General features: G+C 72.3%; 19 protein-coding genes. 12 read left to right on the top strand and 7 right to left on the bottom strand.

Translation table 11 applies throughout. The features are described from left to right. Positions 1–91 precede the first annotated feature (91 nt). Both BLR90_RS19220 and BLR90_RS19225 read right to left on the bottom strand, forming a co-directional pair. The gene (locus BLR90_RS19220) at positions 92–1174 is read right to left on the bottom strand and encodes a sulfotransferase family protein (protein WP_091026854.1); all 1083 of its coding nucleotides are present in this window, start codon (positions 1172–1174) and stop codon (positions 92–94) included. Between the two features lie 36 nt (positions 1175–1210). After that, positions 1211–1828 (bottom strand): DUF305 domain-containing protein, encoded by a 618-nt coding sequence (locus BLR90_RS19225; RefSeq protein WP_091026855.1) that lies wholly within the window; start codon positions 1826–1828, stop codon positions 1211–1213. A 76-nt stretch (positions 1829–1904) separates the two neighbouring features. Between BLR90_RS19225 and BLR90_RS19230 the strand changes: the two genes are divergently transcribed. The 4 genes from BLR90_RS19230 to BLR90_RS19245 all read left to right on the top strand — a co-directional run bounded on the left by BLR90_RS19230 (position 1905) and on the right by BLR90_RS19245 (position 6445). Further along, positions 1905–3413 carry an LVIVD repeat-containing protein gene (locus BLR90_RS19230; protein ID WP_218029465.1) on the top strand — a complete coding sequence of 503 codons (1509 nt, stop codon included), beginning with the start codon at positions 1905–1907 and terminating at the stop codon, positions 3411–3413. Between the two features lie 33 nt (positions 3414–3446). Then, on the top strand, positions 3447–4637 hold the full coding sequence (locus BLR90_RS19235; protein WP_091026856.1) for a SpoIID/LytB domain-containing protein: 1191 nt from the start codon (positions 3447–3449) through the stop codon (positions 4635–4637). Positions 4638–4746: 109 nt separating this feature from the next. Beyond that, positions 4747–5931 (top strand): SpoIID/LytB domain-containing protein, encoded by a 1185-nt coding sequence (locus BLR90_RS19240; protein WP_091026857.1) that lies wholly within the window; start codon positions 4747–4749, stop codon positions 5929–5931. Between the two features lie 55 nt (positions 5932–5986). Continuing rightward, positions 5987–6445 carry an acyl-CoA thioesterase gene (locus BLR90_RS19245; protein ID WP_091026858.1) on the top strand — a complete coding sequence of 153 codons (459 nt, stop codon included), beginning with the start codon at positions 5987–5989 and terminating at the stop codon, positions 6443–6445. Positions 6446–6602: 157 nt separating this feature from the next. On the opposite strand, the gene BLR90_RS19250 is transcribed toward BLR90_RS19245, so the two are convergent. Next, entirely contained in the window at positions 6603–9989 is a 3387-nt protein-coding gene (locus BLR90_RS19250) for a pyruvate carboxylase (protein ID WP_091026859.1), read from the bottom strand. Here BLR90_RS19250 and BLR90_RS19255 point away from each other — a divergent pair. Then, positions 9988–11286 (top strand): calcium-binding protein, encoded by a 1299-nt coding sequence (locus BLR90_RS19255; protein WP_170254384.1) that lies wholly within the window; start codon positions 9988–9990, stop codon positions 11284–11286. The genes BLR90_RS19250 and BLR90_RS19255 overlap by 2 nt on opposite strands. Before the next feature lie 4 nt (positions 11287–11290). Here BLR90_RS19255 and BLR90_RS19260 read toward each other — a convergent pair whose 3' ends face one another. From BLR90_RS19260 to BLR90_RS19275, 4 genes are all read right to left on the bottom strand, one after another. Further along, positions 11291–12760, bottom strand: a complete 1470-nt coding sequence (locus BLR90_RS19260; protein ID WP_091026861.1) for a PH domain-containing protein — start codon at positions 12758–12760, stop codon at positions 11291–11293. Continuing rightward, entirely contained in the window at positions 12757–13254 is a 498-nt protein-coding gene (locus BLR90_RS19265; protein ID WP_245715413.1) for a PH domain-containing protein, read from the bottom strand. Before BLR90_RS19265 ends, BLR90_RS19260 begins: the two co-directional genes overlap by 4 nt. 23 nt (positions 13255–13277) lie before the next feature. Beyond that, positions 13278–14456, bottom strand: coding sequence for a benzoate/H(+) symporter BenE family transporter (locus BLR90_RS19270; RefSeq protein ID WP_091026862.1), 1179 nt, complete (start codon positions 14454–14456; stop codon positions 13278–13280). A gap of 143 nt (positions 14457–14599) precedes the next feature. Next, positions 14600–16396, bottom strand: coding sequence for an acetyl/propionyl/methylcrotonyl-CoA carboxylase subunit alpha (locus tag BLR90_RS19275; RefSeq protein WP_245715415.1), 1797 nt, complete (start codon positions 16394–16396; stop codon positions 14600–14602). A 113-nt stretch (positions 16397–16509) separates the two neighbouring features. Here BLR90_RS19275 and BLR90_RS19280 point away from each other — a divergent pair, with 113 nt between their 5' ends. From BLR90_RS19280 to BLR90_RS21710, 7 genes are all read left to right on the top strand, one after another. Then, on the top strand, positions 16510–17154 hold the full coding sequence (locus BLR90_RS19280) for a hypothetical protein (protein ID WP_143016274.1): 645 nt from the start codon (positions 16510–16512) through the stop codon (positions 17152–17154). A 115-nt stretch (positions 17155–17269) separates the two neighbouring features. Then, a complete protein-coding gene (locus BLR90_RS19285; protein WP_091026864.1) occupies positions 17270–18283 on the top strand; it encodes an NYN domain-containing protein in 1014 nt (337 codons plus the stop codon). Positions 18284–18314: 31 nt separating this feature from the next. After that, complete coding sequence (locus BLR90_RS19290; protein WP_091026865.1) at positions 18315–19487, top strand: acyl-CoA dehydrogenase family protein; 1173 nt, start codon at positions 18315–18317, stop codon at positions 19485–19487. Positions 19488–19545: 58 nt separating this feature from the next. Further along, complete coding sequence (locus BLR90_RS19295) at positions 19546–20100, top strand: hypothetical protein (RefSeq protein WP_143016275.1); 555 nt, start codon at positions 19546–19548, stop codon at positions 20098–20100. Next, on the top strand, positions 20097–21599 hold the full coding sequence (locus tag BLR90_RS19300) for a hypothetical protein (RefSeq protein WP_091026867.1): 1503 nt from the start codon (positions 20097–20099) through the stop codon (positions 21597–21599). Before BLR90_RS19295 ends, BLR90_RS19300 begins: the two co-directional genes overlap by 4 nt. Then, the gene (locus BLR90_RS19305) at positions 21596–22576 is read left to right on the top strand and encodes a glycoside hydrolase family 6 protein (RefSeq protein WP_091026868.1); all 981 of its coding nucleotides are present in this window, start codon (positions 21596–21598) and stop codon (positions 22574–22576) included. Before BLR90_RS19300 ends, BLR90_RS19305 begins: the two co-directional genes overlap by 4 nt. Before the next feature lie 47 nt (positions 22577–22623). Beyond that, entirely contained in the window at positions 22624–23640 is a 1017-nt protein-coding gene (locus tag BLR90_RS21710) for a response regulator transcription factor (RefSeq protein WP_091026869.1), read from the top strand. The last annotated feature ends 2 nt before the right edge of the window (positions 23641–23642 follow it).

Genomic DNA, 23642 nt, shown 5'->3' on the forward strand with positions numbered 1-23642 from the left:
GATCTGGTCCCACATCGCATCGCTGAGCACCGCCATCCGCGTCATGCGCTCAGCATCAAGCCCGAAGCCCGCTCAACATTGGAGACACGCCCTAGCCGCGCAGGCGCCGGCCCAGCGCCGACTTCAGGCGGCGCGGAAGAGGCGCGGCCTCGGCCGGAGCCTCGGTGGCCTCGCGCTGCTCGCGCAGCAACCGGCGGAGCCGGCGGTTCTTGTTCTGGAGGTCGGTGACGAGGGCCTGCGCCTCGTGGGTCTCGTAGCGGAGCTCGTCCTGGACGAGCGCGCGCGCCTCGGCGAAGAGCCGCGCGTAGGACCGGGTCACCTCGTCGAGCCGCTCGCAGGCCGCGCCGTCGCGCGGGTCGCCGCACAGCTGGTCGAGCTGCTCCCAGGTGGCCTCGGCCAGGGCCTGGACCTCGGGGGTCACGCGCAGGTCGTTCCACGTGAGGGTCGAGCGCTGCATGCCCGGGTCGAGCCAGGTGTCGAGCTCGTGGGTGCCGGGCTCGGAGGACGTGTCGATGCCGAGGTCGAGCTGGTCGGAGACCCGCCCGAGCGCGGTGCGCCAGTCGCCGACGAGGTCGTCGTACCGGATGAACGAGCGGGTCCTGCCGCGGGTGTCGCGCTCGGTGACCAGGGCGATCTCGACCCACGCTGCGACGTTGGTGATCTCCTTGGCAGCCCGCTCGACGTCGTCGCGCTCCTGGCCCCAGACGAGGTCGCGTGAGCCGACCACCTCGGCGGGGTGGCGCACGGTGGTCAGGTAGCGCAGGTCGATGCCCAGGTCGTCGCAGGCACCGCGCCACACGTCGAGGAACCGCATCGCGTGGGGGTCCTTGACCACCAGGCGGGGCTCGGTCTGGAGGGCGAGCCAGTCGCGTAGCTCGGCCCGGACGTCGGGGTCGGCCAGTACGTCGGCCAGTCGCTGCTGGGTCTCGGGGCTGGCATCGCCGGCGCGGACCCCGGCCCGCTTGAGGTGCTTCTTGTGGAAGTCGATGCAGAACCACGGCTCGAAGTGGCCCTTGGCGTTGCGCTCCGACGCCGGGACCATCGGCTGCGGCACGTGGAACCCGAGGTGGTTGAGGCTGCCGGCGAGGGCGCTCGTGCCGCTGCGCGCGGAGCCGGTGACCAGCACCAGGACCTGAGGGTCGCGCTGACCCGCGTCTGCTCCGCTCACGTCCACGGCGACAAAACTACCGGGCGCGGCCGGCGGTGCCGGTCACAGGCCCGCGAGCAGGGACTCCATGCGGGCGATCTCGGCGGTCTGCGTGGCGTTGACGTCGCCCGCGAGCTCGTTGACGCGCTGGTCCTCGCCTTCGGAGAGGACCGTGAGCGCCATCGCCACGGCACCCTCGTGGTGCTGGACCATGCCGGTGAGGAACAGCTCGTCGAAGGCGGCGCCGTCGGCGTCGGCGAGCGCGGCCATCTGGTCGTCGCTGAGCATCCCGTGCAGGTCCCCGTCCATGTCTCGGTGCGCGTGGTCGGGGACCTCGAGGCCTTGGTCGACCAGCCAGTCGGACATGACCAGGATCTCCGGCGCCTGCGCCGCAGCGATCCGTGCGGCCAGGGCCCGGACCTCGGGCGACTGCGCGCGGGTCTGGGCCAGCACGGCCATCTGGAGGGCCTGCTCGTGGTGGGGGATCATGCCCTCCAGGAACGCCGCGTCGGCGTCGTTCCAGCCCTCCTGCGGGGAGGCGCTCGTCTCGGGGCTGGGGTCGTGGCTGGAGCTGTGGCCGGGGTCGGCCTCGGGCCGGGGTTCGTCGTCGCTGCAGGCCGAAGTGCTCGCAAAGACCAGCAGGGCAAGACAGAATGCCGCCACGCGGCGCGTCGGGATCACGGGTCAACCGTAACTTTCCCCGGTGGCCGCGGTTGGCCCAGTCGTTGGTCCAGCACCCCCTCCGGAAGGACCGCACGTGAAGCTGCTGCCCGCTGGCACCCTGGCGGCCACGCTCGCCGGCGCCGTCGGCGCCCTCGCGTTCGGCAGCGTACCCGCGCTCGGCAGCGGCGAGGACCCGAAGCCCGGACAGTGCACGGCGGCCGAGGTCGCCGAGCTGCGCGCGGCCGGTGACAACTTCGCCGACGTCTGCTTCCTGCCCGGCCAGGAGCTCGCCGGTATCGAGGGCTTCGACGTCGCCCTCGACCCCGGGCAGGTCGACCGCAGCAACAACCTGAGGCTCGTGGCCAACCTCCCGCTGACGGGGGCGTTCAAGGGCGAGGGGGCCTACGGCACCGACCTCGCGTTCAAGGGCGACTACGCCTTCGCCGGAAACTACGAGGGCTTCACGGTCTACAACATCGAGAAGCCGTGGAAGCCCAAGCGGGTCGCGCAGGTGGTCTGCCCGGGCTCCCAGAACGACATCTCGGTCTACCGCGACCTGCTGGTCCTCTCGGTCGACTCCAGCCGCAGCAACCCGACCTGCCGCAACGAGAGCCAGTCGGCCAGCGAGAAGTCCTCCTGGGAGGGCATCCGCGTCTTCGACATCAGCAAGCCGTGGCAGCCGCGCTTCCTCAGGTCGGTCGAGACCGCGTGCGGCTCGCACACGCATACGCTGGCCCCGAGCAAGAACGGGCGCGACCTGTTCGTCTACGCGTCGTCGTACTCGCCGAGCGAGGACCAGCCCGACTGCCAGCCGCCGCACGACTTCATCAGCGTCGTGCGGGTGCCGATCGCCCACGGCGAGCGGGCCAAGCTGGTCGGTGAGCCCGTGCTCTTCCCCGACGGCGGCAACCCGGGCGGCGTCTACTCCAGCGACACCAGCGGCTGCCACGACATCACGGCCTACCCGGCCAAGGACCTCGCCGCCGGTGCGTGCATGGGCGACGGCATCCTCATGGACATCTCCGACCGGGCGCACCCGCGGGTGATCCACCGGGTCACCGACGAGGTCAACTTCTCCTTCTGGCACTCGGCGACGTTCAACAACGCCGGTACCAAGGTGGTCTTCACCGACGAGCTTGGCGGCGGCGCGATGCCGACCTGCAACCCGGTGGTCGGCGCGGCCCGCGGCGCCGACGGGATCTACGACATCGTCGACCGGCAGCTGGTCTTCCGCAGCTACTACAAGATGCCGCGCACCCAGAGCCTCACCGAGAACTGCGTGGCCCACAACGGCTCGCTGATCCCGGTGCAGGGCAAGGACATCATGGTCCAGGCCTGGTACCAGGGCGGTACGTCGGTCTGGGACTTCACCGACTCGGCCAACCCCGTGGAGATCGCCCACTTCGACCGCGGCGCCGTCTCCGACACCGAGCTCGTGCTCGGCGGCTCGTGGTCGTCGTACTGGTACAACGGCTACATCTACTCCAGCGACATCACGCGTGGCCTCGAGGTGTTCGCGATGGACGACAAGCGCGTCGCCAGCGCCAAGAAGGTGCGGATGTCTCGGTTCAACGCGCAGTCGCAGCCGTCCTACAACGGCTGAGCCCCGCGACCGCAGGGTTTGTAGCCTGAGGGGATGCCGACCTCTCGGGTGACCCTGTCCACTCTCGTGCTGGTCCTCGCCACCTCGCTGGTCGGGGCGGGAGGCGGCCCGGCCTCGGCCACGACCTGGCAGGTGCCGGACGGGGCGACCGTCAAGCTCGTCGGGCACGGCTTCGGGCACGGCCACGGCCTCTCGCAGTACGGCGCGCAGCGCGCGGCGACCCAGGGGCTGGGCTACCGGAAGATCGTCCGGTTCTACTACCCGGGCACCTCGTGGGGCCGGTCGGCCGGCCCGGTCGCGGTGCTGCTGACCGCGGACACGACCCGCGACGTGGTGGTGGGGGCGCGCTCGGGCCTCACCGCGCGCCCCGTCGGTGGCAGCCCGATCGCGCTGACCCGGGTGCGGCCGAAGGCCACGCTGTGGCGGATCACGCCGGTGGTCGGCGACCGCAGCGCGATCCACTACAAGACCGACGGGTGGCACCGGCTCCGGCTCGTCAAGGGCGACGCGGAGTTCAGCGCCGGGGGCGCCCCGATCCGGCTGTTCGTGCCCGGTGGCAGCCGCTCCTACCGCGGGGTGCTGCGCTCGGCGTCGCCCGGGAGCTCGCTCGACCGCGACACCGTCAACGTGCTGAGCCTCGACGCCTACCTCAAGGGCGTCGTGCCGCGCGAGGTCCCGGCCTACTGGCACCCGCAGGCGCTGCGGTCGCAGGCGATCGCGGCGCGCAGCTACGCGGCGTACGAGCGCAAGCACTCGACCCGGCGGCACTTCCAGATCTGCGACACCGACCAGTGTCAGGTCTACGGCGGCTTCACCGACGAGCAGTCGCGCACCAACCAGGCCATCGACGCCACCCGCGGGCAGGTGCTGACCAAGAACGGCGGGCCGATCTTCGCGCAGTTCTCGGCGAGCAGCGGTGGCTGGACCTCGGCAGGGGCGTTCTCCTACCTGCCCGCCAAACCCGACAAGTATGACGACTTCCCGGGCAACGACTACCACTCGTGGACGGTGCCGACGACGGACGCGAAGATCGAGCAGACCTGGCCCGCGGTCGGTGACCTGACGTCGATCGAGACCCGTGACCGGGACGGCAACGGCGAGTGGGGCGGGCGGGTCGGGACGGTGGTCCTGCGCGGCTCCGGGGGCACGGTCGAGGTGTCCGGCGACGACTTCCGGTTCCTGCTGGGGCTCTACTCGACCTGGTTCACGCTCCGGGTCTCCTGAACTACAGATCTGTAGTTCGCCCGGACCGATTGCGGGGCGCTGTGGCGCGTGTTGCCATGTGGGGTCACACCTGTGATCTCCCGCCACATCCGTCCCTCAGAGAGTCCCCATGCGCCTCCACTCGCGGCTCGTCACCGCTCTCTCCGTGCTCGCCCTCGTGGGCCTGCCCGGACCCGCCGAGGCCGCGGGCGACACCTGGACGGTGCCCGCCAGCGCCTGGGTGACGATCTCCGGGCACGGCTACGGGCACGGGCACGGGATGTCGCAGTACGGCGCCGAGGGGGCCGCGCGCAGCGGGCTCACGCACCGCCAGATCCTGGACTTCTACTACCCCGGCACCGAGTGGGGACGCGCGTCGGGCCGGGTCACGGTCCTGATCAGCGCCGACACCAGCGACGACCTCGAGGTCGTCGCCCGGCCCGGCCTCAGCATCCGCGACACCGCCGGCGGCGACCCGGTCACCCTGCCCGCCAAGGGCGCCAGCCGCTGGAGGGTGGCCGTGGCGCCCAACGGGCTCAACCGGGTCTCGTTCAAGACCGACCACTGGCGGCGCTGGCGCGACCTGCGCGGCGAGGGCGAGTTCTACGCCGGCGGCGACCCGATCACGCTGGTCACGCCGAGTGGCGACCGGGCCTACCGCGGGCGGCTGCGCGCCGTCGCGGTGGCACCCGGGTCCACCGCGCGGGACACGGTCAACGACCTCGCGATGGACAGCTACCTCAAGGGCGTGGTGCCGCTCGAGATCCCGGCGTCGTGGAGCACCGAGGCCGTACGCGCCCAGGCGGTCGCGGCCCGCACCTACGCGTCGTTCGAACGCATCAACCGTGCCGACGGCCGCCTGTGCGACACCACCTCGTGCCAGGTCTACGGCGGCTACGGCGCCGAGCACCCCGCATCCAACGCCGCGGTCGACGCGACCGCGCGCAAGATCCTGACCCACGGTGGCGCCCCGGCGTTCACGCAGTTCGCGTCGAGCAGCGGCGGCTGGACCTCGGCCGGCTCCGTGCCCTACCTCGCCGCGATCGAGGACCCGTACGACGACTGGGCCGGCAACCCCGTCCACGACTGGACGACCCGGCTCGCGGACACCGCCATCGAACGGGCCTGGCCCAAGGTCGGCGACCTGACCCGCCTGACCGTCACCCGCCGCGACGGCAACGGCGACTGGGGCGGGCGCGTCGCCTCGCTCACCATCACCGGCACCACGGGCAGCGTGGTCGTCTCCGGTGACACGTTCCGCTCCGTGCTCGGGCTGCGCTCCACGTGGCTCACGTTCCGCGTCACGAAGCGCTGAGTGCCGCGCCCGGGCCGGAGCACGCGCCGCTCGGGCCGACTGGGACGATGAGCGCATGGGTGAGATGTTCGACTGCGAGATCCAGGCGCGCTACCGGGACGTCAACCTCGGCGGGCACGTCGACAACGTCGAGGCGATCCGGCTGATCGACGAGGCGCGGATCCAGTTCCTGCGGTTCTCGCCGCTGTCCGCGGACGCCGCGCCGGGGCTGCTCGCCGACCTCCCGAGCGGCGTCGTGGAGCTGGTGGGGTCGCAGCGGGTCGACTACCACGCGGAGATGCGGTTCGCGCCGTTCCAGCCGTTCCTGGTGCGGATCTGGGTGAGCCGGATCGGCGGCTCGTCGTTCAGCGTGGCCACCGAGGTCCGGGTCGCCCCCGGGCACGCGCCGGCGCTCGTCGCCGAGACCGCGCTGGTCCTGTGGGACCACAACACCCAGTCGTCCTGGCAGCACTCCGACGTCGTACGACGGAGCCTGGAGCGCTACCTCGGCGAGCCCGTGGGCCTGCGCTCTTAGCCTGGTTCCACCGATCTGCGCCTGCTACGCGCCACCATCCGGGCGTGCTGGCTGCGTTACCGACGCTCGATGGACAACCAGTACGCCGTCGCACCGGCGCCTTGCCATCACACCCGCCTGGTGACGCTCGCGACGCCGCCCATCGGTGGATCCAGGCTTAACCCAGCACCAGCACCAGGTCGCCGCCCTCGACGGACTGGGTGCCGGACAGCGCGAGCCGCTCGACGGTGCCGTCCATGGGTGCGGTGATCGAGGCCTCCATCTTCATCGCCTCGATCGTGGCGACCGTGTCGCCCGCCGACACGCTGTCACCCTCGGAGACCACGATCGTGACCGCGCCCTGGAACGGCGCGGCGACGTGGCCGGCCTTGCCCGGGTCGGCCTTCTCGGCCGCGGCGACCGCGGAGGCCACCGACTTGTCGCGGATGCTGATCGGGCGCATCTGGCCGTTGATGGTGGCCATCACGCTGCGGTAGCCGCGCTCGTCGGGCTCGCCGATCGCCTGGAGCCCGAACAGCAGCGTCTTGCCCTCGCCGAGCTGGACCTCGTGCTCCTCGCCCTGGCGCAGCCCGTAGAGGTAGTCGAGGGTCGGCAGGACGGAGACGTCGCCGTAGGTCTGGCGGGCCTCGGCGAAGTCCTTGGTCGGCCCGGGGAAGAGGAGCTCGTTGAGCGTCTGGCGACGGGTCGGCTGCGCGCCGGCCAGCCCCTCCGCCTGCGCGTCGGTGAGCTCCGAGGCGGGCGGCTTCCAGGTGCGGCCCTCGAGCGCCTTGGTGCGGAACGGCTCGGGCCAGCCTCCGGGCGGGTCGCCGAGCTCGCCGTTGAGGAACCCGATCACCGAGTCGGGGATGTCGAAGCGGCCCGGGTCCTCCGCGAACTCGGCGGGGTCGGCGCCGATCCCCACCAGCGACAGCGCGAGGTCGCCGACGACCTTGGAGGACGGCGTGACCTTGGGGATGCGGCCGAGGATGTCGTTGGCCGCGGCGTACATGTCCTCGACCTGCTCGAACTTCTCGCCGAGGCCGAGCGCGATCGCCTGCTGACGCAGGTTGGAGAGCTGGCCGCCGGGGATCTCGTGGCGGTAGACGCGACCGGTCGGTCCGGGCAGTCCCGACTCGAACGGCGCGTAGACCCGCCGGGTGGCCTCCCAGTAGGGCTCGAGCGCGTTGACCGCGGCCAGCGACAGGCCGGTCTCGCGGTCGGAGTGGTCGGTCGCGGACACCAGCGCCGAGAGCGGCGGCTGCGACGTCGTGCCGGCCATCGACGCGGTCGCGGCGTCGACGGCGTCGACCCCGGCATCGATCGCGGCGAGCAGGGTGCCGAGCTGGCCGCCCGGGGTGTCGTGCGTGTGCAGGTGCACCGGCAGGTCGAACTCGCGGCGCAGGGCGGTGACCAGGGTCCGCGCGGCGGGTGCGCGCAGCAGCCCGGCCATGTCCTTGATCGCGATCACGTGGGCGCCGGCCTCGACGATCCGCTCGGCCAGCTTGAGGTAGTAGTCGAGCGTGTAGAGCCGCTCGCCCGGGTCGGACAGGTCGCCGGTGTAGCAGAGCGCGACCTCGGCGATCGTCGTGCCGGTGGCCCGGACGGCGTCGATGGCCGGCCGCATCTGCTCGACGTCGTTGAGGGCGTCGAAGATCCGGAACACGTCGATCCCCGTGGCCGCCGCCTCCTCGACGAAGGCGTTGGTGACCTCGGTGGGGTAGGGCGTGTAGCCGACGGTGTTGCGCCCGCGCAGCAGCATCTGGAGGCAGATGTTGGGGATCGCCTGCCGGACCGACGACAGCCGCTCCCAGGGGTCCTCGGACAGGAACCGCAGCGCCACGTCGTACGTCGCTCCGCCCCACGCCTCGACGGACCACAGCTCGGGCGTCGTGCGCGCCACGTGGCCGGCGACCGCGAGCAGGTCCTTGGTGCGCACGCGGGTGGCGAGCAGGGACTGGTGGGCGTCGCGGAAGGTCGTGTCGGTGACCGCGACCGTGTTCTGCTCGCGCAGTGCCCGGGCGAACGCCTCCGGCCCGAGCGTCAGCAGCTGCTGGCGGGTGCCGTCGGGGGCGGGCACGTCGAGGTTGACGTCGGGCAGCTTGGTGGCCGGGTCGAGGGTGACCGGCGCCTCGCCGTGCGGCTGGTTGACGGTGACGTCGGCGAGGTAGGTGAGCAGCTTGGTGCCGCGGTCGCCGCTGGCCCGGGCCTGGAGCAGCTGCGGGTGGGTCTCGATGAACGAGGTGGTGATGTGGCCGCTCGCGAAGTCGGGGTCGGCCAGCACGGCCTGGAGGAACGCGATGTTGGTGGAGACGCCGCGGATGCGGAACTCCGCCACCGCACGGCGTGCCTTCTGCACCGCCATGTCGAAGGTGCGGCCGCGGCACGTGAGCTTGGCCAGCATCGAGTCGAAGTGCGCCGAGACCTCGGCGCCGGTGTAGGTCGTGCCGCCGTCGAGGCGGACGCCACCGCCACCGGGGGAGCGGTAGGTCGTGATCACACCGGTGTCGGGGCGGAAGTTGTTGGCGGGGTCCTCGGTGGTGATCCGGCACTGGAGGGCGGCGCCGCGCAGCTTGATGGAGTCCTGGGAGAGACCGAGGTCGGCCAGGGTCTCGCCGGCGGCGATCCGCAGCTGCGACTGCACGAGGTCGACGTCGGTGACCTCCTCGGTCACGGTGTGCTCGACCTGGATGCGGGGGTTCATCTCGATGAAGACGTAGTTGCCGTGCGGGTCGAGGAGGAACTCCACGGTGCCGGCGTTGCGGTAGCCGATCTCGGTCGCGAAGCGCACCGCGTCGGCACACATCCGCTCCCGCAGCTCCGGGTCGAGGTTGGGCGCGGGCGCGATCTCGATGACCTTCTGGTGGCGTCGCTGCACCGAGCAGTCGCGCTCGAAGAGGTGGATCACGTTGCCCTCGGCGTCGGCGAGGATCTGGACCTCGATGTGCCGCGGCTCGACCACGGCCTGCTCGATGAAGACTTCTCTGTCGCCGAAGGCTCCCTCGGCCTCACGCATGCAGGTCTCGACCGCCTCGCGCAGGTCCAAGGGGTCGTCGACCCTGCGCATGCCGCGGCCACCGCCACCGGCGACGGCCTTGACGAACAGCGGGTAGGGCAGCTCCTTCGCGCTCTCGACCAGCGCGTCGACGTCCGTCGACGGCTCGACGCTTGCCAGGGTCGGTACGCCGGCCGCCTTGGCCGCGGCGATCGCGCGGGCCTTGTTGCCGGTCAGGGTCAGCACGTCGGAGGTCGGGCCGATGAAGGTGATCCCGGCGTTGGCACAGGCCTCGGCCAGGGCGGGGTTCTCCGAGAGGAAGCCGTAGCCCGGGTAGACCGCGTCGGCGCCGGCCTTGACGGCCACCGCGACGATCGCGTCGGGGTCGAGGTAGGCCCGGACCGGGTGTCCGCGCTCGCCGATCTCGTAGGCCTCGTCGGCCTTCAGCCGGTGCTCGGACCAGCGGTCCTCGTGCGGGAAGACGGCGACCGTTCGGGCCCCGACCTCGTAGGCGGCGCGGAACGCTCGGATGGCGATCTCGCCACGGTTGGCCACCAGTACCTTGGAGAACATGGCCCAACGCTATAAGGCCGCGAACCAACTCGCCGTGCCGAGCGTCGTACTGGACATGAAGACGAACCGCGCCCGCCGCACCGTGCCCCTCCTGCTCGCCCTCGCCGCCGCCTCGTTGACGGTCGCGGGCGCGCCCACCGCGACCGCTGCGGCGCCGCCCCGGTGCCACGGCCACGCGGCCACGATCGTGGGCACCAACGCGTCCGAGTACCTCGCCGGCACGCCCGGTCGCGACGTGATCGTCGCGCGCGGCGGCAACGACCGGATCCGCGCCGGCGGAGGCAACGACCTCGTCTGCGCCGGCAAGGGAGCCGACCTGTTGTGGGGCGGACCCGGCAACGACCGGCTCTACGGCCAGGGCGACCGGGTCTTCGCCGACCAGGGCGGCCCGGGCATCGCCGGCGACACGCTGCGTGGCGGACCGGGCGACGACGTCCTCGACGCGGGCTTCTACGCCAAGGGGGACACCGGCAACTTCCCCAACACGATCGCCTACGACGAGGCGAGGACGAAGGTCGAGGTGCTGCTGGGCGGCGACACCTGGGTGGCCACGGGCGAGGGTCGCGACCGGATCGTGCCCACGGGCCGGCTCACGCTCGTCGGGTCTGCGTTCGCCGACCGGCTCGACGCGAGCCGCGTCCAGGGCGACGTCAAGGTCGTCGGGGCCGCCGGCAGCGACCGGATCCGCACGGGTGCCGGTGACGACGAGGTGTTCACCGAGGGTGAGAGCGTCGACCACGCCGTCGGTGACACCGACCAGGTCTGGACCAACGACGGCTCGGACACGGTGTCGTCGTACACCGGATCCGACACGCTCCTGCTCGGTGACGGGCCCGACTTCGCCCTCACCGCGAGCGGCGACCCGGTGACCGTGCAGGGCGGCAACGGCGGCGACCAGATCAACGCGATCGTCCACCAGGTCGACGGGCTCGTCCTCGATGGCGGGACCGGCAACAACACGGTCGTGCTCGACGCCACCGACGTCGACCACCAGCTCACCCTCGACCGGCGGCAGGGGACGCTCACGGCCGAGACGCTGGAGGCCGTCGTACGACGCTTCACGTCCTACGACCTCACCGGCGGTTCGGCGTGGACCTACCGCGGAGCCGACCTGCCCGACCTGGTGGTCGCGCTGTCCGCCGGCGGGCCGATCCAGATGTTCACCCTCGGCGGCAACGACGAGCTGTGGGGCTCCGCCTTCGACGACCTGCTCGACGGCGGCGCCGGCACCGACGAGGCCCACCCCGCCGGCGGTACCGACACCTGCGTCAGCATCGAGGTCGGCGTCTGCGACTGACGGCCTAGGCCAGGAACTGGCGTACGACGTGCGGCAGGGTCGCGTCGGCCAGGGCGACGGCCTGCGGCTCCGGTACGTCGAGGATCGTCACCGACTGCCGACCGCCGGCCGTGGTGGCGACCAGCGAGGTCAGCCCCACCCGGCGCTGGAACCAGGTGGCGCGCAGGTTCCAGCCGATGACGTCGTCGACGTCGAGGTGGTCGCGTCGGCGGGCGAGGCTGCCGGAGCGGGCCACGACGTAGCCGTCGGACAGGGCATGGCCGAGGGAGCGGGCCCGGTCGGCGGCCACGGGCACGGCCAGCAGCGGCAGGCCGAGCCCCAGCACCGCCCACCACCCACCGCCGGCGAGCAGCACGGCGACGGCGAGCGCGGCCCCGAGCACCCCGGCGGTGCCGACGGCGCGCGTCCACCGGCGGCGCCGGGCGGCCGGCCCGTGCCCGGTGAGCGGGGCGTGCGCGGGGGAGTCGGTGCCGAGCACCACCCCCGCCACCCGCACGAGCACCTCGCGCGGGGCGGGTGGCACCAGGACCGAGCTGCCCGCCTGACCGGCGCCGAGACCGGTGACGATGGCGCTCAGCCGCCCACCGCCGGCAAGGCGGAGGCCGAGTGGCTCGGCGACCGTGACCCCGGCGACGCGGCTCTCGTCGAGGCTGGTCTCGCGGGTGGTGAACAGGCCGCGGCGCAGGTGCCACGCACCCGGACCGCGGGTGAGCGAGAACTCCCAGTTGGTGACCAGGTAGCCGAGCACCGACACGGCGCTGACCAGGACCACGATCGCGACGACGCCGAGCGCGACCACGGTCCAGCCCGGCATCCCGAGGTCCCACGTCCGGCTGTCGACCTCGATGCCTCCGGTGGCGCCGAACACCTGCCCGGCCGCCCCGAGCAGGCCGGCGGTCACGACCGCGCCGCTGCTGGTCAGGGGCGCGTAGCGCAGCCAGGCCAGGTCGAGGGTGAGCACCGGGGGCTGGGGTGTGAGGTCGGCGTCCGGGTCGACCTCAGTGGCCGGGGCGGCATGGAGCAGGTCGGCGCGCAGCGCCCGTGCCCGCTCGGTTGGCAGGCCGTCTAGGTCGAGCTCGTCGTCCTCCCCGGTGGCGATGGTGCCGGTGCCGATGCGCAGCGTGGTCAGGCCCAGCAGGCGGTGGATGGGGGAGGCAGTGAGGTCGACGGTGCGGACCCGGTCGAGGGGCGTGGACAGCACGTGCCGGTCCAGCAGCCCGCGGCGCAGCTCGACCCGGCCGCCCGCGATCCGGAAGCTGGTCGTCAGGTAGCGCATCAGGCCGAGCGCGACCGGGAACAGCACGCCCAGCAGCTCCCAGGGCGCGCCGCCACCGGAGGCCTGGCCGGCGACGAACACCGCGACCAGCGGCACCAGGAAGCGGGTGATCTCCTTCACCGGGTGGACCAGGAGCATCCGGGGGTCGAGGCGCTGCCACTCGGTCAGGTCGTCGATCTGCGGAGCGGGTTCGCTCACGTCGCGTCGCCCTCGACCGCGTCGGCCCTGAGGGTGAGCTCGTCGACCAGCTCCCGCGCCCGCAGCCGGTCGAGCCCCGCGATCTGCAGCGCCCCGGCGGCCGAGGCCGTGGTCACCGTGACCGTGGCCAGCCCGAACAGCCGCGCGACCGGGCTCTCGGCGTAGTCGACGGTCTGGATCCGCGACATCGGCGCGATCCGGCGCTCCCGGGCCCACCAACCGGTCTGCGTGTAGACCGCGGTCTCGGTCACCTCCCAGCGGTGCACGAGGTAGCGCCACTGCGGCACGACCCCGACGTACACCGCGACGGCGAGCAGGCCGATCGTGGCCATCCACCAGGTCAGGTCGACCGCGTCCCACACGGCGGCGGCCGCACCCAGGATCGCGACGCTGACGACTCCCTCGACGAGGTTGGAGATCTGCCACATCAGCCGGGCGCGGGGGCTGACCCGCTGACCGGGCTCGCGCAGGGTCGGGGTCGGGGTCGGGTCCACGTCCTCGAATCTAGCCACCCCCGTCAGGCCTGGACCGGGCGCCGCATCACCAGCAGGTAGAGCCCGCCGGCGAGCAGCGACCAGAACGCGGCACCGACGCCGAACGCCACCACGCCCGAGGCGGCCACGACGAACGTGATCGCGGCCGCGTCCCGGTGCCCGGGGTCGCCCAGCGCCGAGGTGGCCGCCGACGCGAACGTGCCGATCAGCGCGACCCCGGCGACCGCGGCCACCAGGCCGGTCGGTGCCGCCACGGTGACGGCGGCGACGGCAGCCGCCAGCGGCCCGAACGCGAGGTACGTCGTGCCGGCACTGACGCCGGCCACCCACCGGCGGGCCGGGTCGGGATGCGCCTCGGGACCGGCGGCCAGGGCGGCGGAGATCGCGGCGAGGTTGATCGAGTAGCCGCCCAGCCCGGCCGTGGCCACGGTCGCCCCGCCCGCGTAGAACAGCGCCGGCCGCATGGGTGCGTCGTACCCGAACGAGGCGAGCACCGCCGCGCCGGGGATGTTCTGGCTGGTCATGGTGACCAGGTAGAGCGGGAGCCCGATCGCCAGCATCGTGGCCAGGTCGAAGCCCGGAGCGGTCCAGGTCAGCCGAGGCGCGATGTCGGCCGAGTCGACCGCGGCGAGCGAGCCGGTCACGACGATGACCACCACGGCCGCGGCGAAGGCGCCGGGGACCGCCCAGCGGCGGGCGACCCGCAGCAGGAGCAGCCAGGTCAGCAGCACCGGCGCCACCGCGGCCGGTTCGTCGACCAGCGCCCGGAACGGCTGGACGCAGAGCCCCAGCAGCACACCGGCGAGCATCGCGTTGGCCAGGGCGAGCGGGATCGCGCGCACCAGGCGCGCGAGTGGTGTGAAGAGGCCGGTGAGGGCGTAGAGGACGCCGGCCACGACGAACGCGCCCACGGCGGTCGCGTAGCCGCCTTCGGGCGCCACCGCCCCCGCCAGGAGCGCGGCGCCTGGGGTCGACCAGGCCATCGTGACCGGCCGGCGCAGCCGCCACGAGAAGGCGATGGTGCCCACGCCCATCGTCACGGAGAGGACGAACAGGGCGGAGGCCGCCTCGTCGGCGGAGGCGCCGACCGCATCGAGACCGGTGAGGACGACGGCGAACGACGACGTGAAGCCGACGACCGCCGTCACGACCCCCGCGACTATCGCGTGGGTGCTGGTGCTAGGGCGTGACTCCCGATTCATGGCCGGCTACGCGACGCCCAGGACGCACGCTTCCTTCGTTGCCGGAGACTCGACGGAACAACCCGGTACGCCTTCGCTCCGCCGCCTTGGAATCGCACGCCCTGGACGCCGCTCGCTACGACCAGCAATCGAGAGGCACGCCCTCAGTCCTTGAGCTCACAGATGACGGCGCCGTTGGTGACGGTGGCGCCGACCTCGGCCTGCAGACCCGTGACGGTGCCGGCCTTGTGTGCCTTGAGCGGCTGCTCCATCTTCATCGCCTCGAGGACCACGATGACGTCGCCCTCGGCGACCTCCTGGCCCTCCTCGACGGCGATCTTGACGATGGTGCCCTGCATCGGGGACGCCACGGAGTCGCCGCTGGCGGCCGCGCCGGCCTTCTTGCCTGCGGCGCGCTTGGGCTTCTTCGCGCCCGCGCCTCCACCGGTGGTGAGCCCGCCGAGCCCGGCCGGCAGCACGACCTCGAGGCGCTTGCCGCCGACCTCGACGACGACCTTCTGCCGCTCGCCCTGCTCCTCGGCCTCGGCAGAGTCGCCGCCGTAGGGGGTGATCTGGTTGTCGAAGTCGGTCTCGATCCAGGTGGTGTAGACGGTGAACTCGCCCTCGCCCGAGGGCGTCGAGGCGCCGACGTACGCCGGGTCGCTGACGATCGTGCGGTGGAACGGGATCACGGTCGGCATGCCGTCGACGACGAACTCGTCGAGGGCTCGGCGCGAGCGCTCGAGGGCCTGGGTGCGGTCGCGGCCGGTGACGATCAGCTTGGCGATCAGCGAGTCGAACGAGCCGGGGATGGTCTCGCCGTTCTCGTAGCCGCCGTCGAGGCGGACGCCGGGGCCGCTCGGGGGCGACCAGGCCGACAGGGTGCCGGGGGCGGGCATGAAGTTGGCCCCGCCGTCCTCGGCGTTGATCCGGAACTCGATGGAGTGGCCGCGGATCTCTGGGTCGTCGTAGCCGAGCTCCTCGCCGGCCGCGATCCGGAACATCTCGCGCACCAGATCGATGCCGGTGACCTCCTCGGAGACACAGTGCTCGACCTGGAGGCGGGTGTTGACCTCGAGGAACGAGATCGTGCCGTCCTTGGCGACGAGGAACTCACAGGTGCCGGCACCGACGTAGCTGGCCTCGCGCAGGATCGCCTTGGACGACTCGTAGAGCCGGGTGACCTGCTCCTCGGTGAGGAACGGCGCGGGCGCCTCCTCGACCAGCTTCTGGTGGCGGCGCTGGAGCGAGCAGTCGCGGGTCGAGACGACCACGACGTTGCCGTGCTGGTCGGCCAGGCACTGGGTCTCGACGTGGCGCGGCTGGTCGAGGAACTTCTCCACCAGGCACTCGCCGCGACCGAAGGCGCTGACCGCCTCGCGGACTGCCGACTCGTAGAGCTCGGGGATCTCCTCGAGGGTGCGGGCGACCTTGAGGCCGCGACCACCGCCGCCGAAGACGGCCTTGATCGCGACCGGCAGACCATTCTCCTCGGCGAACGCCACGATCTCGTCGGCGTCCTTGACCGCGTCCTTGAGACCCGGGGCGAGGGGGGCGCCGGCGGCCAGCGCGATCTGCTTGGCCTTGGCCTTGTCGCCAAGGGCCTCGATCGCGGCCGGCGGCGGACCGATCCACACCAGACCGGCGTCGATCACGGCCTGGGCGAAGCCGGCGTTCTCGGCGAGGAAGCCGTAGCCCGGGTGCACGGAGTCGGCGCCGGACTTCTGCGCGACCGCGATGATCTTCGAGATGTCGAGGTAGGAGTCGGCCGGCGTGGCCCCGCCCAGCGAGTGCGCCTCGTCGGCGAGCCGCACGAAGAGCGCGTCCCGGTCGGGATCTGCGTAGACGGCAACGCTGCCGATCCCGGCGTCCTTGCACGCCCGGATGACCCGGACCGCGATCTCTCCGCGGTTGGCGATGAGGACCTTCTGCAGCGGCTTGATCTCTGCCGACTTGGGCACGTGACGCTCCTGAGCTGTGGTGGCGGACTCGCCCGGCAGGGTATCGCCCGAAGACGAGGAGCGGGCGCGAGGCTCTGGTCGTGGACTCCGGTCCGGTGCTTATGCTCGGGCGCGTGGCGCAACGACAGGGCTTCTGGCGAGAACCGTCCGGCACGCCGACCTCGGAGGCGATCGCCCTCGAGGCGTGGGTGCGCGAGGCGTACGACGTGCTGAGCGAGGTCGCCACGGCGTACCACGCGGTGATCACGACCACCGACCTCGGCGAACGGGTGCAGGCAGCCAGCGACATCCGCACCAGCCGGCCGCCGGCCCAGTGGCTGGGCAAGGTGCTGCTGCCGGTCGCGCACCTATGCTCGCGCAACGGCGAGCCTCCGCTCCCGGCGCTGGCCGTGGACCCGCACAGCGGCTGGGTGGGAGAGGCCTACGACGACGTCCTGCGCGTCGCCGAACGGCTGCCGATCACCGACCCCATCAAGCGCGAGACCCACGCGGCCCAGGCCCGGCTCGAGTGCTACCGCTGGGCCGGGTCGGCCCCCGCGGGCGGCGGCGAGCCCGCGCCGGTGCCGGAGCCCTCCGGCAGACGGCCTCGGGCGGCCCGTGCCCCCGGCGCGACCGCGGCCCCGCGGACGCCGCGCGTCCCCAAGCCACCCGCGCCACCCACCAAGCCCCGGATCGCGGCCAGCGACCGCCCGGTGACCGTCTGCGACCGCTGCTTCATGGCGGTGCCCGCCACCGGCCTCTGCGACAACTGCGACTGAGGGGTCGGCGGATTTCAGCAGATGCTGAGATCCCCGTCGTTCCGGGGAGTTGCTACCCCCCGGAAGCGCGGCGAAAGACCCGGAACCTCCTGGGTGGCAGCACTAGGTTGGGGTCATGCGATCCCGTTGTGCCGTCTACGTCGACGCCGGCTACCTCCTGGCGTCCGCGGCCACGCGGGTCACCGGCACGTCGCTGCGCAGCGGCGTCCACGTGCTCCACGAGCGCCTGATCACCGCGATCACCGAACAGGCCGAGGAGAGCAGCGGGCTTCCGCTGCTGCGGATCAACTGGTACGACAGCGGTGGTCGCCCCGGCGGCACCGCCGACCCGATCCAGGAGCAGATCGGCCTGCTGCCGCGGGTCAAGCTGCGGCTGGGGCGGCTCAGCCACTCCGGTGAGCAGAAGGGCGTCGACCTGCGCATCGGCCTCGACCTGATCATGCACGCGCGCAACCAGGCCGTCGACGTCATGTACCTCGTGTCCGGGGACGACGACCTCACCGAGGCCGTCGAGGAGGTGCAGGGGCACGGCATCCCGGTGATCCTGCTCGCCGTACCCAACGCCGACGGTCGACCGCACGCCGTGAGCCGCCACCTCCAGCGCGAGGCCGACGGGATCGAGACGCTCAACCCCGAGGCGATCGACACCTCCGTGATCGCCGTCCGGGCCAAGCCGGAGCCGGTGGCGCCCGTCGCCGAGGCCGCCCCCGTCGCCGAGGAGGTGGCCGTCGCGACCGGTGGGACCGCCCGGCCGTCGCCCACGCTGCTCGCCCAGCGCCGGCCCACGCCGCGTCCGGTCGAGCCAGTGCCGTCGGCCCGCGCGCCCTCCGCGCACCTCGTCTACTCGTCGGCGACCGGCCAGAGCAGCGCCGCCGACGGCCCCGAGCCGACGGTGACCACCGACCTCGTCGACGAGGTCTGCGCGAGCGTCCTGAGCACCTGGCTCAACGGCGCCAGCCGGGACCAGATCGCCGCGCTGCGCGGCGCGCGGCCGCTGATCCCCGGCGAGCTCGACCGGGCGTTGCTGACCGACCTGTCGGGCCGGATCAACGTCTACTACGTGGAGGAGGAGACCCGGCGCCTGCTCCGCGAGCGGTTCTGGGTCCAGCTCGAACGGATTGCAGGTTAACAATCGCTAACCTCGCGGCTAGCATGGCGACATGACCTACGACCTGTCCCGAGAGCACGAGGAGTTCCGCCGGAGCGTGCGCGAGTTCGCGCAGGCCGAGATCGCGCCGCACGCGGCGCAGTGGGACCGCGACCACCACTTCCCGGTCGACGTCGTGCAGAAGATGGGCAAGCTCGGGCTGTTCGGCCTGACCACGCCCGAGGAGTACGGCGGCGCGGGCGAGGACGGCGACTTCACCAGCCTGTGCGTGGCGATCGAGGAGATCGGCCGGGTCGACCAGTCGCTCGGGATCACCCTCCAGGCCGGTGTCGGCCTCGGCATCAACCCGATCCTCACCTACGGGACCGACGCGCAGAAGGAGCGCTGGCTCCCCGAGCTGGTCGCGGGCGACAAGCTGGCCGGCTTCGGCCTGACCGAGCCAGGCGCCGGCTCCGACGCAGGCGCCACCCGCACCAAGGCCGAGCTCGACGACGGCGAGTGGGTCGTCAACGGCGCCAAGCAGTTCATCACCAACTCCGGCTCCGAGATCACCAGCCTGGTGACGGTGACCGCGCGCACCGGCACCCGCGAGGACGGCAAACCCGAGATCTCCGCGATCATGCTGCCGGCGGGCACGCCCGGCTTCACGGTCGAGAAGGCCTACGACAAGCTCGGCTGGCACGCCTCCGACACCCACCCCCTCAGCTTCGAGGACGCCCGCGTCCCGGCCGACCACCTGCTCGGCGCCCAGGGCCGCGGCTACGCGCAGTTCCTGGCCACGCTCGACGACGGCCGCGTCGCCATCTCCGCGCTCTCGGTCGGCTGCATCCAGGCCTGCCTCGACATGTCCGTGGCCTACGCGGGGGAGCGGCAGACCTTCGGGGGCCCGATCGGCCGCAAGCAGGGCGTCGCGTTCCAGATCGCCGACCTCGAGACCATGCTCCACGCCAGCCGGCTGCTCACCTACCGCGCCGCCTGGCTCAAGGACTCCGGGGCGCCGATGAAGGACTTCCGGCAGGCGGCCTCGGTGGCCAAGCTCTACGCCACGGAGTCGGCGGTCACCGCCACCCGCATCGCCACGCAGGTCTTCGGCGGCTACGGCTTCATGGAGGAGTACCCCGTCACCCGGTTCTACCGCGACGCGAAGGTGCTCGAGATCGGCGAGGGCACCTCGGAGGTCCAGCGGATGCTGATCGCCCGGGGTCTCGGCCTGCCCGTGGAGTAGCCCCCTGGTTGGCGCGCGGGGTTCGTGGAATCCAAACACCCTGGATTAGCATTCGCGCGTGCTTGGGATCTCGGACTCGTCTGTCGTCGTACGACGGACAGTGATCGGGCTCGCCGTCGTCGTCGTGCTCCTCGTGGTGGCGCTCAGCCCGTCGTTCGGCCGCGCCGAGCCCACGGGCAATTACCGACCGGACCTGGCCCCCGACGCGCTGGACACCGGCTGCTACCCGCTGCCCGAGGGCCTCATCCTCGACTTCCCCTACCAGGTGCGCACCGACGGTGACGTCACCGTCGACGGGGAGCAGCGCCGCGAGCTCCGGGTGCAGTACGACGTCGTGGGCGCCGACGAGGTGGTCGAGAGCCTGACCGCGTCGTTCCTGGATGCCGGGTTCACCACCGTCACCGCCACCGGCGACGTGCTGACATTCGAGCGGTCCGACGCCGGCGCCGTCACGGCCACAGTCACGCCGCTGGAGGACGTCCCGGAGGACTCCATCGTGCGTGGCACTGTCGTGTTCGACCTGCCGTCGGTCCCCCTCGCGTCCGACGACCCGATCTGCGACGACCCCTACGCGACCAAGAGGTTCCCCGAGTCCTACGAGCCCGCTGAATGATCGACGAGCTCGAACGCACCTACCGACGCCTGCCCCGGGGCCGGACGATCCTGGCGGTCCTGGTGGCCGTCCACGTCGTGGTCAAGCTGGCCCTGCTGCCCAAGGTCGGCCACACGCCTCTGGTCGGTGACGAGGCGTCGTACGTCGACGGCGGCCGTGCCCTGTCCAACCTGGTCCGCGACCTGGTCAGCTTCGGCCCGGTGGACTCCGCCGAGCTCGAGCGCAACGTGATCGGCAGCGGGTGGTTCATGCCGGGCATGTCGGCCCTGCTGACGCCGCTGTTCGTGGTCGACCCGGACGCCTCCGTGTTCGTGATCCGGTGCTACATCGGGGTCCTCACGACGGTGCTGCTGCTGCTCGCCATGCGCTCGGTGCGCCGCACGTTCGGCGACCTCTACGCCGCGCTGCTGCTGGTCTTCCCCGGCCTGCTGCCGATGTGGCTGCTCTTCTCGTACGGCGCGTGGGGCGACCTGGTGGCCGGCCTGCTGATCGCGATGCTGGTCGCTCACCTGGTCACGATCTTCCGGCAGGTCCGCAGCGGTGCGGCGTTCTCGCTGCGGGAGGGTGCGTGGCTCGGCCTGGTCGGGATCGCGGTCGTCTACCTGCGCTCGAGCGCCACGCTCCTGGTCGGCGGCATGTTCGTGGTCCTTCTCGCCTCCGCCGTGGTGCTGCTGCGCCGGCGCGAGCGGTGGCAGGCGGTCGCCGCGCTGGCCGTGGCGGGCTCTGTCTTCTTCGCGCTGCTGGCGCCGTGGTCGATCGCCGCGAGCCAGAGCCTGGGCGGGCGGGTGGTCACCACCACCTCGGTGCCCACGGTGCTGGCCAACACCTTCGGTGACTACGACCGGATCTGCTTCGGGGAGTGCGACCCTGAAAGCACCATCTGGTTCTCGCCGTTGCGCTACGCGCGAGAGGTGGCGCGCGCCACCGACAGCTCCGAGGTCGCCGTCCAGGTCGAGATGTCCCACTACGCGCGGGCGGACGTGACGCCGCACAGCTACACCCGCGACGTGCTGCAGAACTTCCGCGCCTATGCACTCGAGCCCGCCGGGTACAACGACCAGCTGATGCTCCCCGACGACGAGGACACCTTCACCTACTGGTTCGCCACCATCGGCACGTCGGTGATGTGGTACGCCGCCCTCCTGGTCGCGGCGTGGGTGCTGTTGCTCGCGACCAGGCGTTCGTTCGACTCCCAGGTCCTCAGCATCGTGCTCAAGCTAGGCCTCGGAGCGCTGTTCACCCAGCCCTTCGTGCACCTGGCCTCGGGGCGCTACTGGCCGACAGCCGCTCCGCTGCTGGCCCTGGCCGCAGGGCTCTGGCTCCAGGTGCGCACCGAGCGCCGGGTAGCGGTGGGGGTCGGGCACGACCGGCCGGTCGGCGAGCACGCCGCCGGCACCCCCACGCCGGCCGCGGTACACCGCGGGCTGTACTGGGTGCAGCTGTTCCTGGTCTGCGCCACCATCGTCCTCGTCGCCGGTGTGCTTCTGTTGGCCCTATGAGAGCCCTCGCCGGCGTGCTGGTCGCCGTGCTGGCCCTGTCCGGCTGCGGCGACGACGCACCGCCCGACCCGGGCGCCGGGTCGACGCCCTCCCTGGTCGCGGTGACCGGCAACCCGTTCCTGGACCGCGAGCCCTACGCGGATCCCGACTCCCACGCGGCGCGGGCCGCGGCCGCGGCCGAGCAGCGGGGCGACACCGAAGCCGCCCGGGTCTTCGACCGGCTGGCCGAGACCTCCGCCGGGATCTGGCTGACCCCCGAGCAGTACCCGCCCGGCGAGGTCGGCGCGGAGGTCGCGCGGGTCGCGGCGGCCGCCGCAGCCCAGGAGCAGGTCCCGGTGCTCGTCGTCTACGGGATCCCCGACCGGGACTGCACCGGCGGGTTCTCCGGTGGCGGGCTGACCGCGGACCAGTACGGACCGTGGGTGCAGGAGATCGCCGCCGAGGCCATCGGGGCGGTCGTCGTGGTCGAGCCGGACGCGCTGGCCTCCGCGCTCGAGTGCGACCGCATCGACGAGCGGGTCAGCCTGATCGGGGACGCCGTCCGGGTGCTGGCCGAGGCCGGCGCCGCGACGTACGTCGACGGCGGACACTCCCACTGGGTCGACCCGGAGCAGCTCGCGTCCCTGATGCGCGAGGCCGGGGTCGAGCAGGCCCGGGGCTTCGCGACCAACGTCTCCAACTACCAGACCGACGAGGACGAGCGCGGCTACGCCGATCAGCTGAGCGGGCTCCTGGGCGGGGCCCACTACGTCATCGACAGCGGCCGTAACGGCCGCGGGTCCTCCGACGAGTGGTGCAATCCCGCGGGGCGCGCCTACGGTCGCACGCCCGAGGTGGTCGACGACGGCTCCGCGCTCGACGCCTACCTGTGGGTCAAGCCGCCGGGTGAGAGCGACGGAGAGTGCCAGGGCGGCCCGGCCGCGGGGGAGTTCTGGCCAGAGCGGGCACTGGAGATGGGTGCAGCCTCCGGTTGGTGAGGCGTGGCCGGTGCAGAGACGGCGTCTGGGGACGATAGGCTCGCCGCATGCCGGCCAACGACTGGACCGCGGTGATCATCGAGGATGACGCCGACGTCCGTGAGCTGATCGACATCGTGCTGACCCAGTCGGGCTTCACGACCGTGGTGGCTGAGGACGGGCCGAGCGGGGTCGAGGCGGTGCACGCCCACAACCCGCTGATCACCACGCTCGACGTCAACATGCCGGGGATGGACGGGTTCGCGGTGGCCAAGCGGCTGCGCGAGTTCAGCAGCACCTACCTGATCTTCATCACCTCGCTCGGCGACGAGATCGACGTCGTCCAGGGCTTCGAGGCCGGCGCCGACGACTACCTCGTCAAGCCGTTCCGCCCGCGTGAGCTGCGCGCGCGCGCCGACTCCATGCTGCGCCGCCCGCGAGTCCGTCAGGACTCCCCGGCCGGCCCCGAGGCCGGCCCCTCGGCTGCACCCGCGGCCCCGGTGGCTCCGGTGGAGGAGACCTGGGCGGCCAAGGCGGCCCGCGAGCTCAAACAGCACGCGAGCCCGGCTCCCGCCCCGGCTCCGACACCTGCCCCCGTACCGCAGCCGGCTCCCGTGCCGCCGGCTCCCGTGCCGCCGGTTCAGCCTCTGCAGCCGGCTCCCGTGCCGCCGGCACCCGTGCCGCCCGCACCCGTGCCGCCGGTCCCGCAGTCCGCGCCCGTCTACGAGGCCGCCGCGACCTCCGCCCCTGCCGTCGACGGCGCGTGGGTGCGGTTCAAGGGGCTGGCCCTCAACCACGAGACCCGGATGGTCACTCTGGGGGGCGGAACCGTCGACCTCAGCCGGGCGGAGTTCGACCTGCTCGCCTCGCTACTGAGCACCGGTCGGCGGGTGCGCAGCAAGGCCGACCTGGTGCTGGCGATGCGTGGCCAGCAGTACGTCACGTCGTATTTCGTCAACGAGGCCGACAAGCGCTCGGTCGAGGCCAACATCACCAACCTGCGCCGCAAGCTCGGCGACGACGCGGCCACCCCGAGGTTCGTCGAGACGGTGCGCGGCGTGGGCTACCGGCTCGCGGAGGGCTGAGC

This window comes from Nocardioides szechwanensis, assembly GCF_900103935.1.
Taxonomy (GTDB): Bacteria; Actinomycetota; Actinomycetes; order Propionibacteriales; family Nocardioidaceae; genus Nocardioides; species Nocardioides szechwanensis.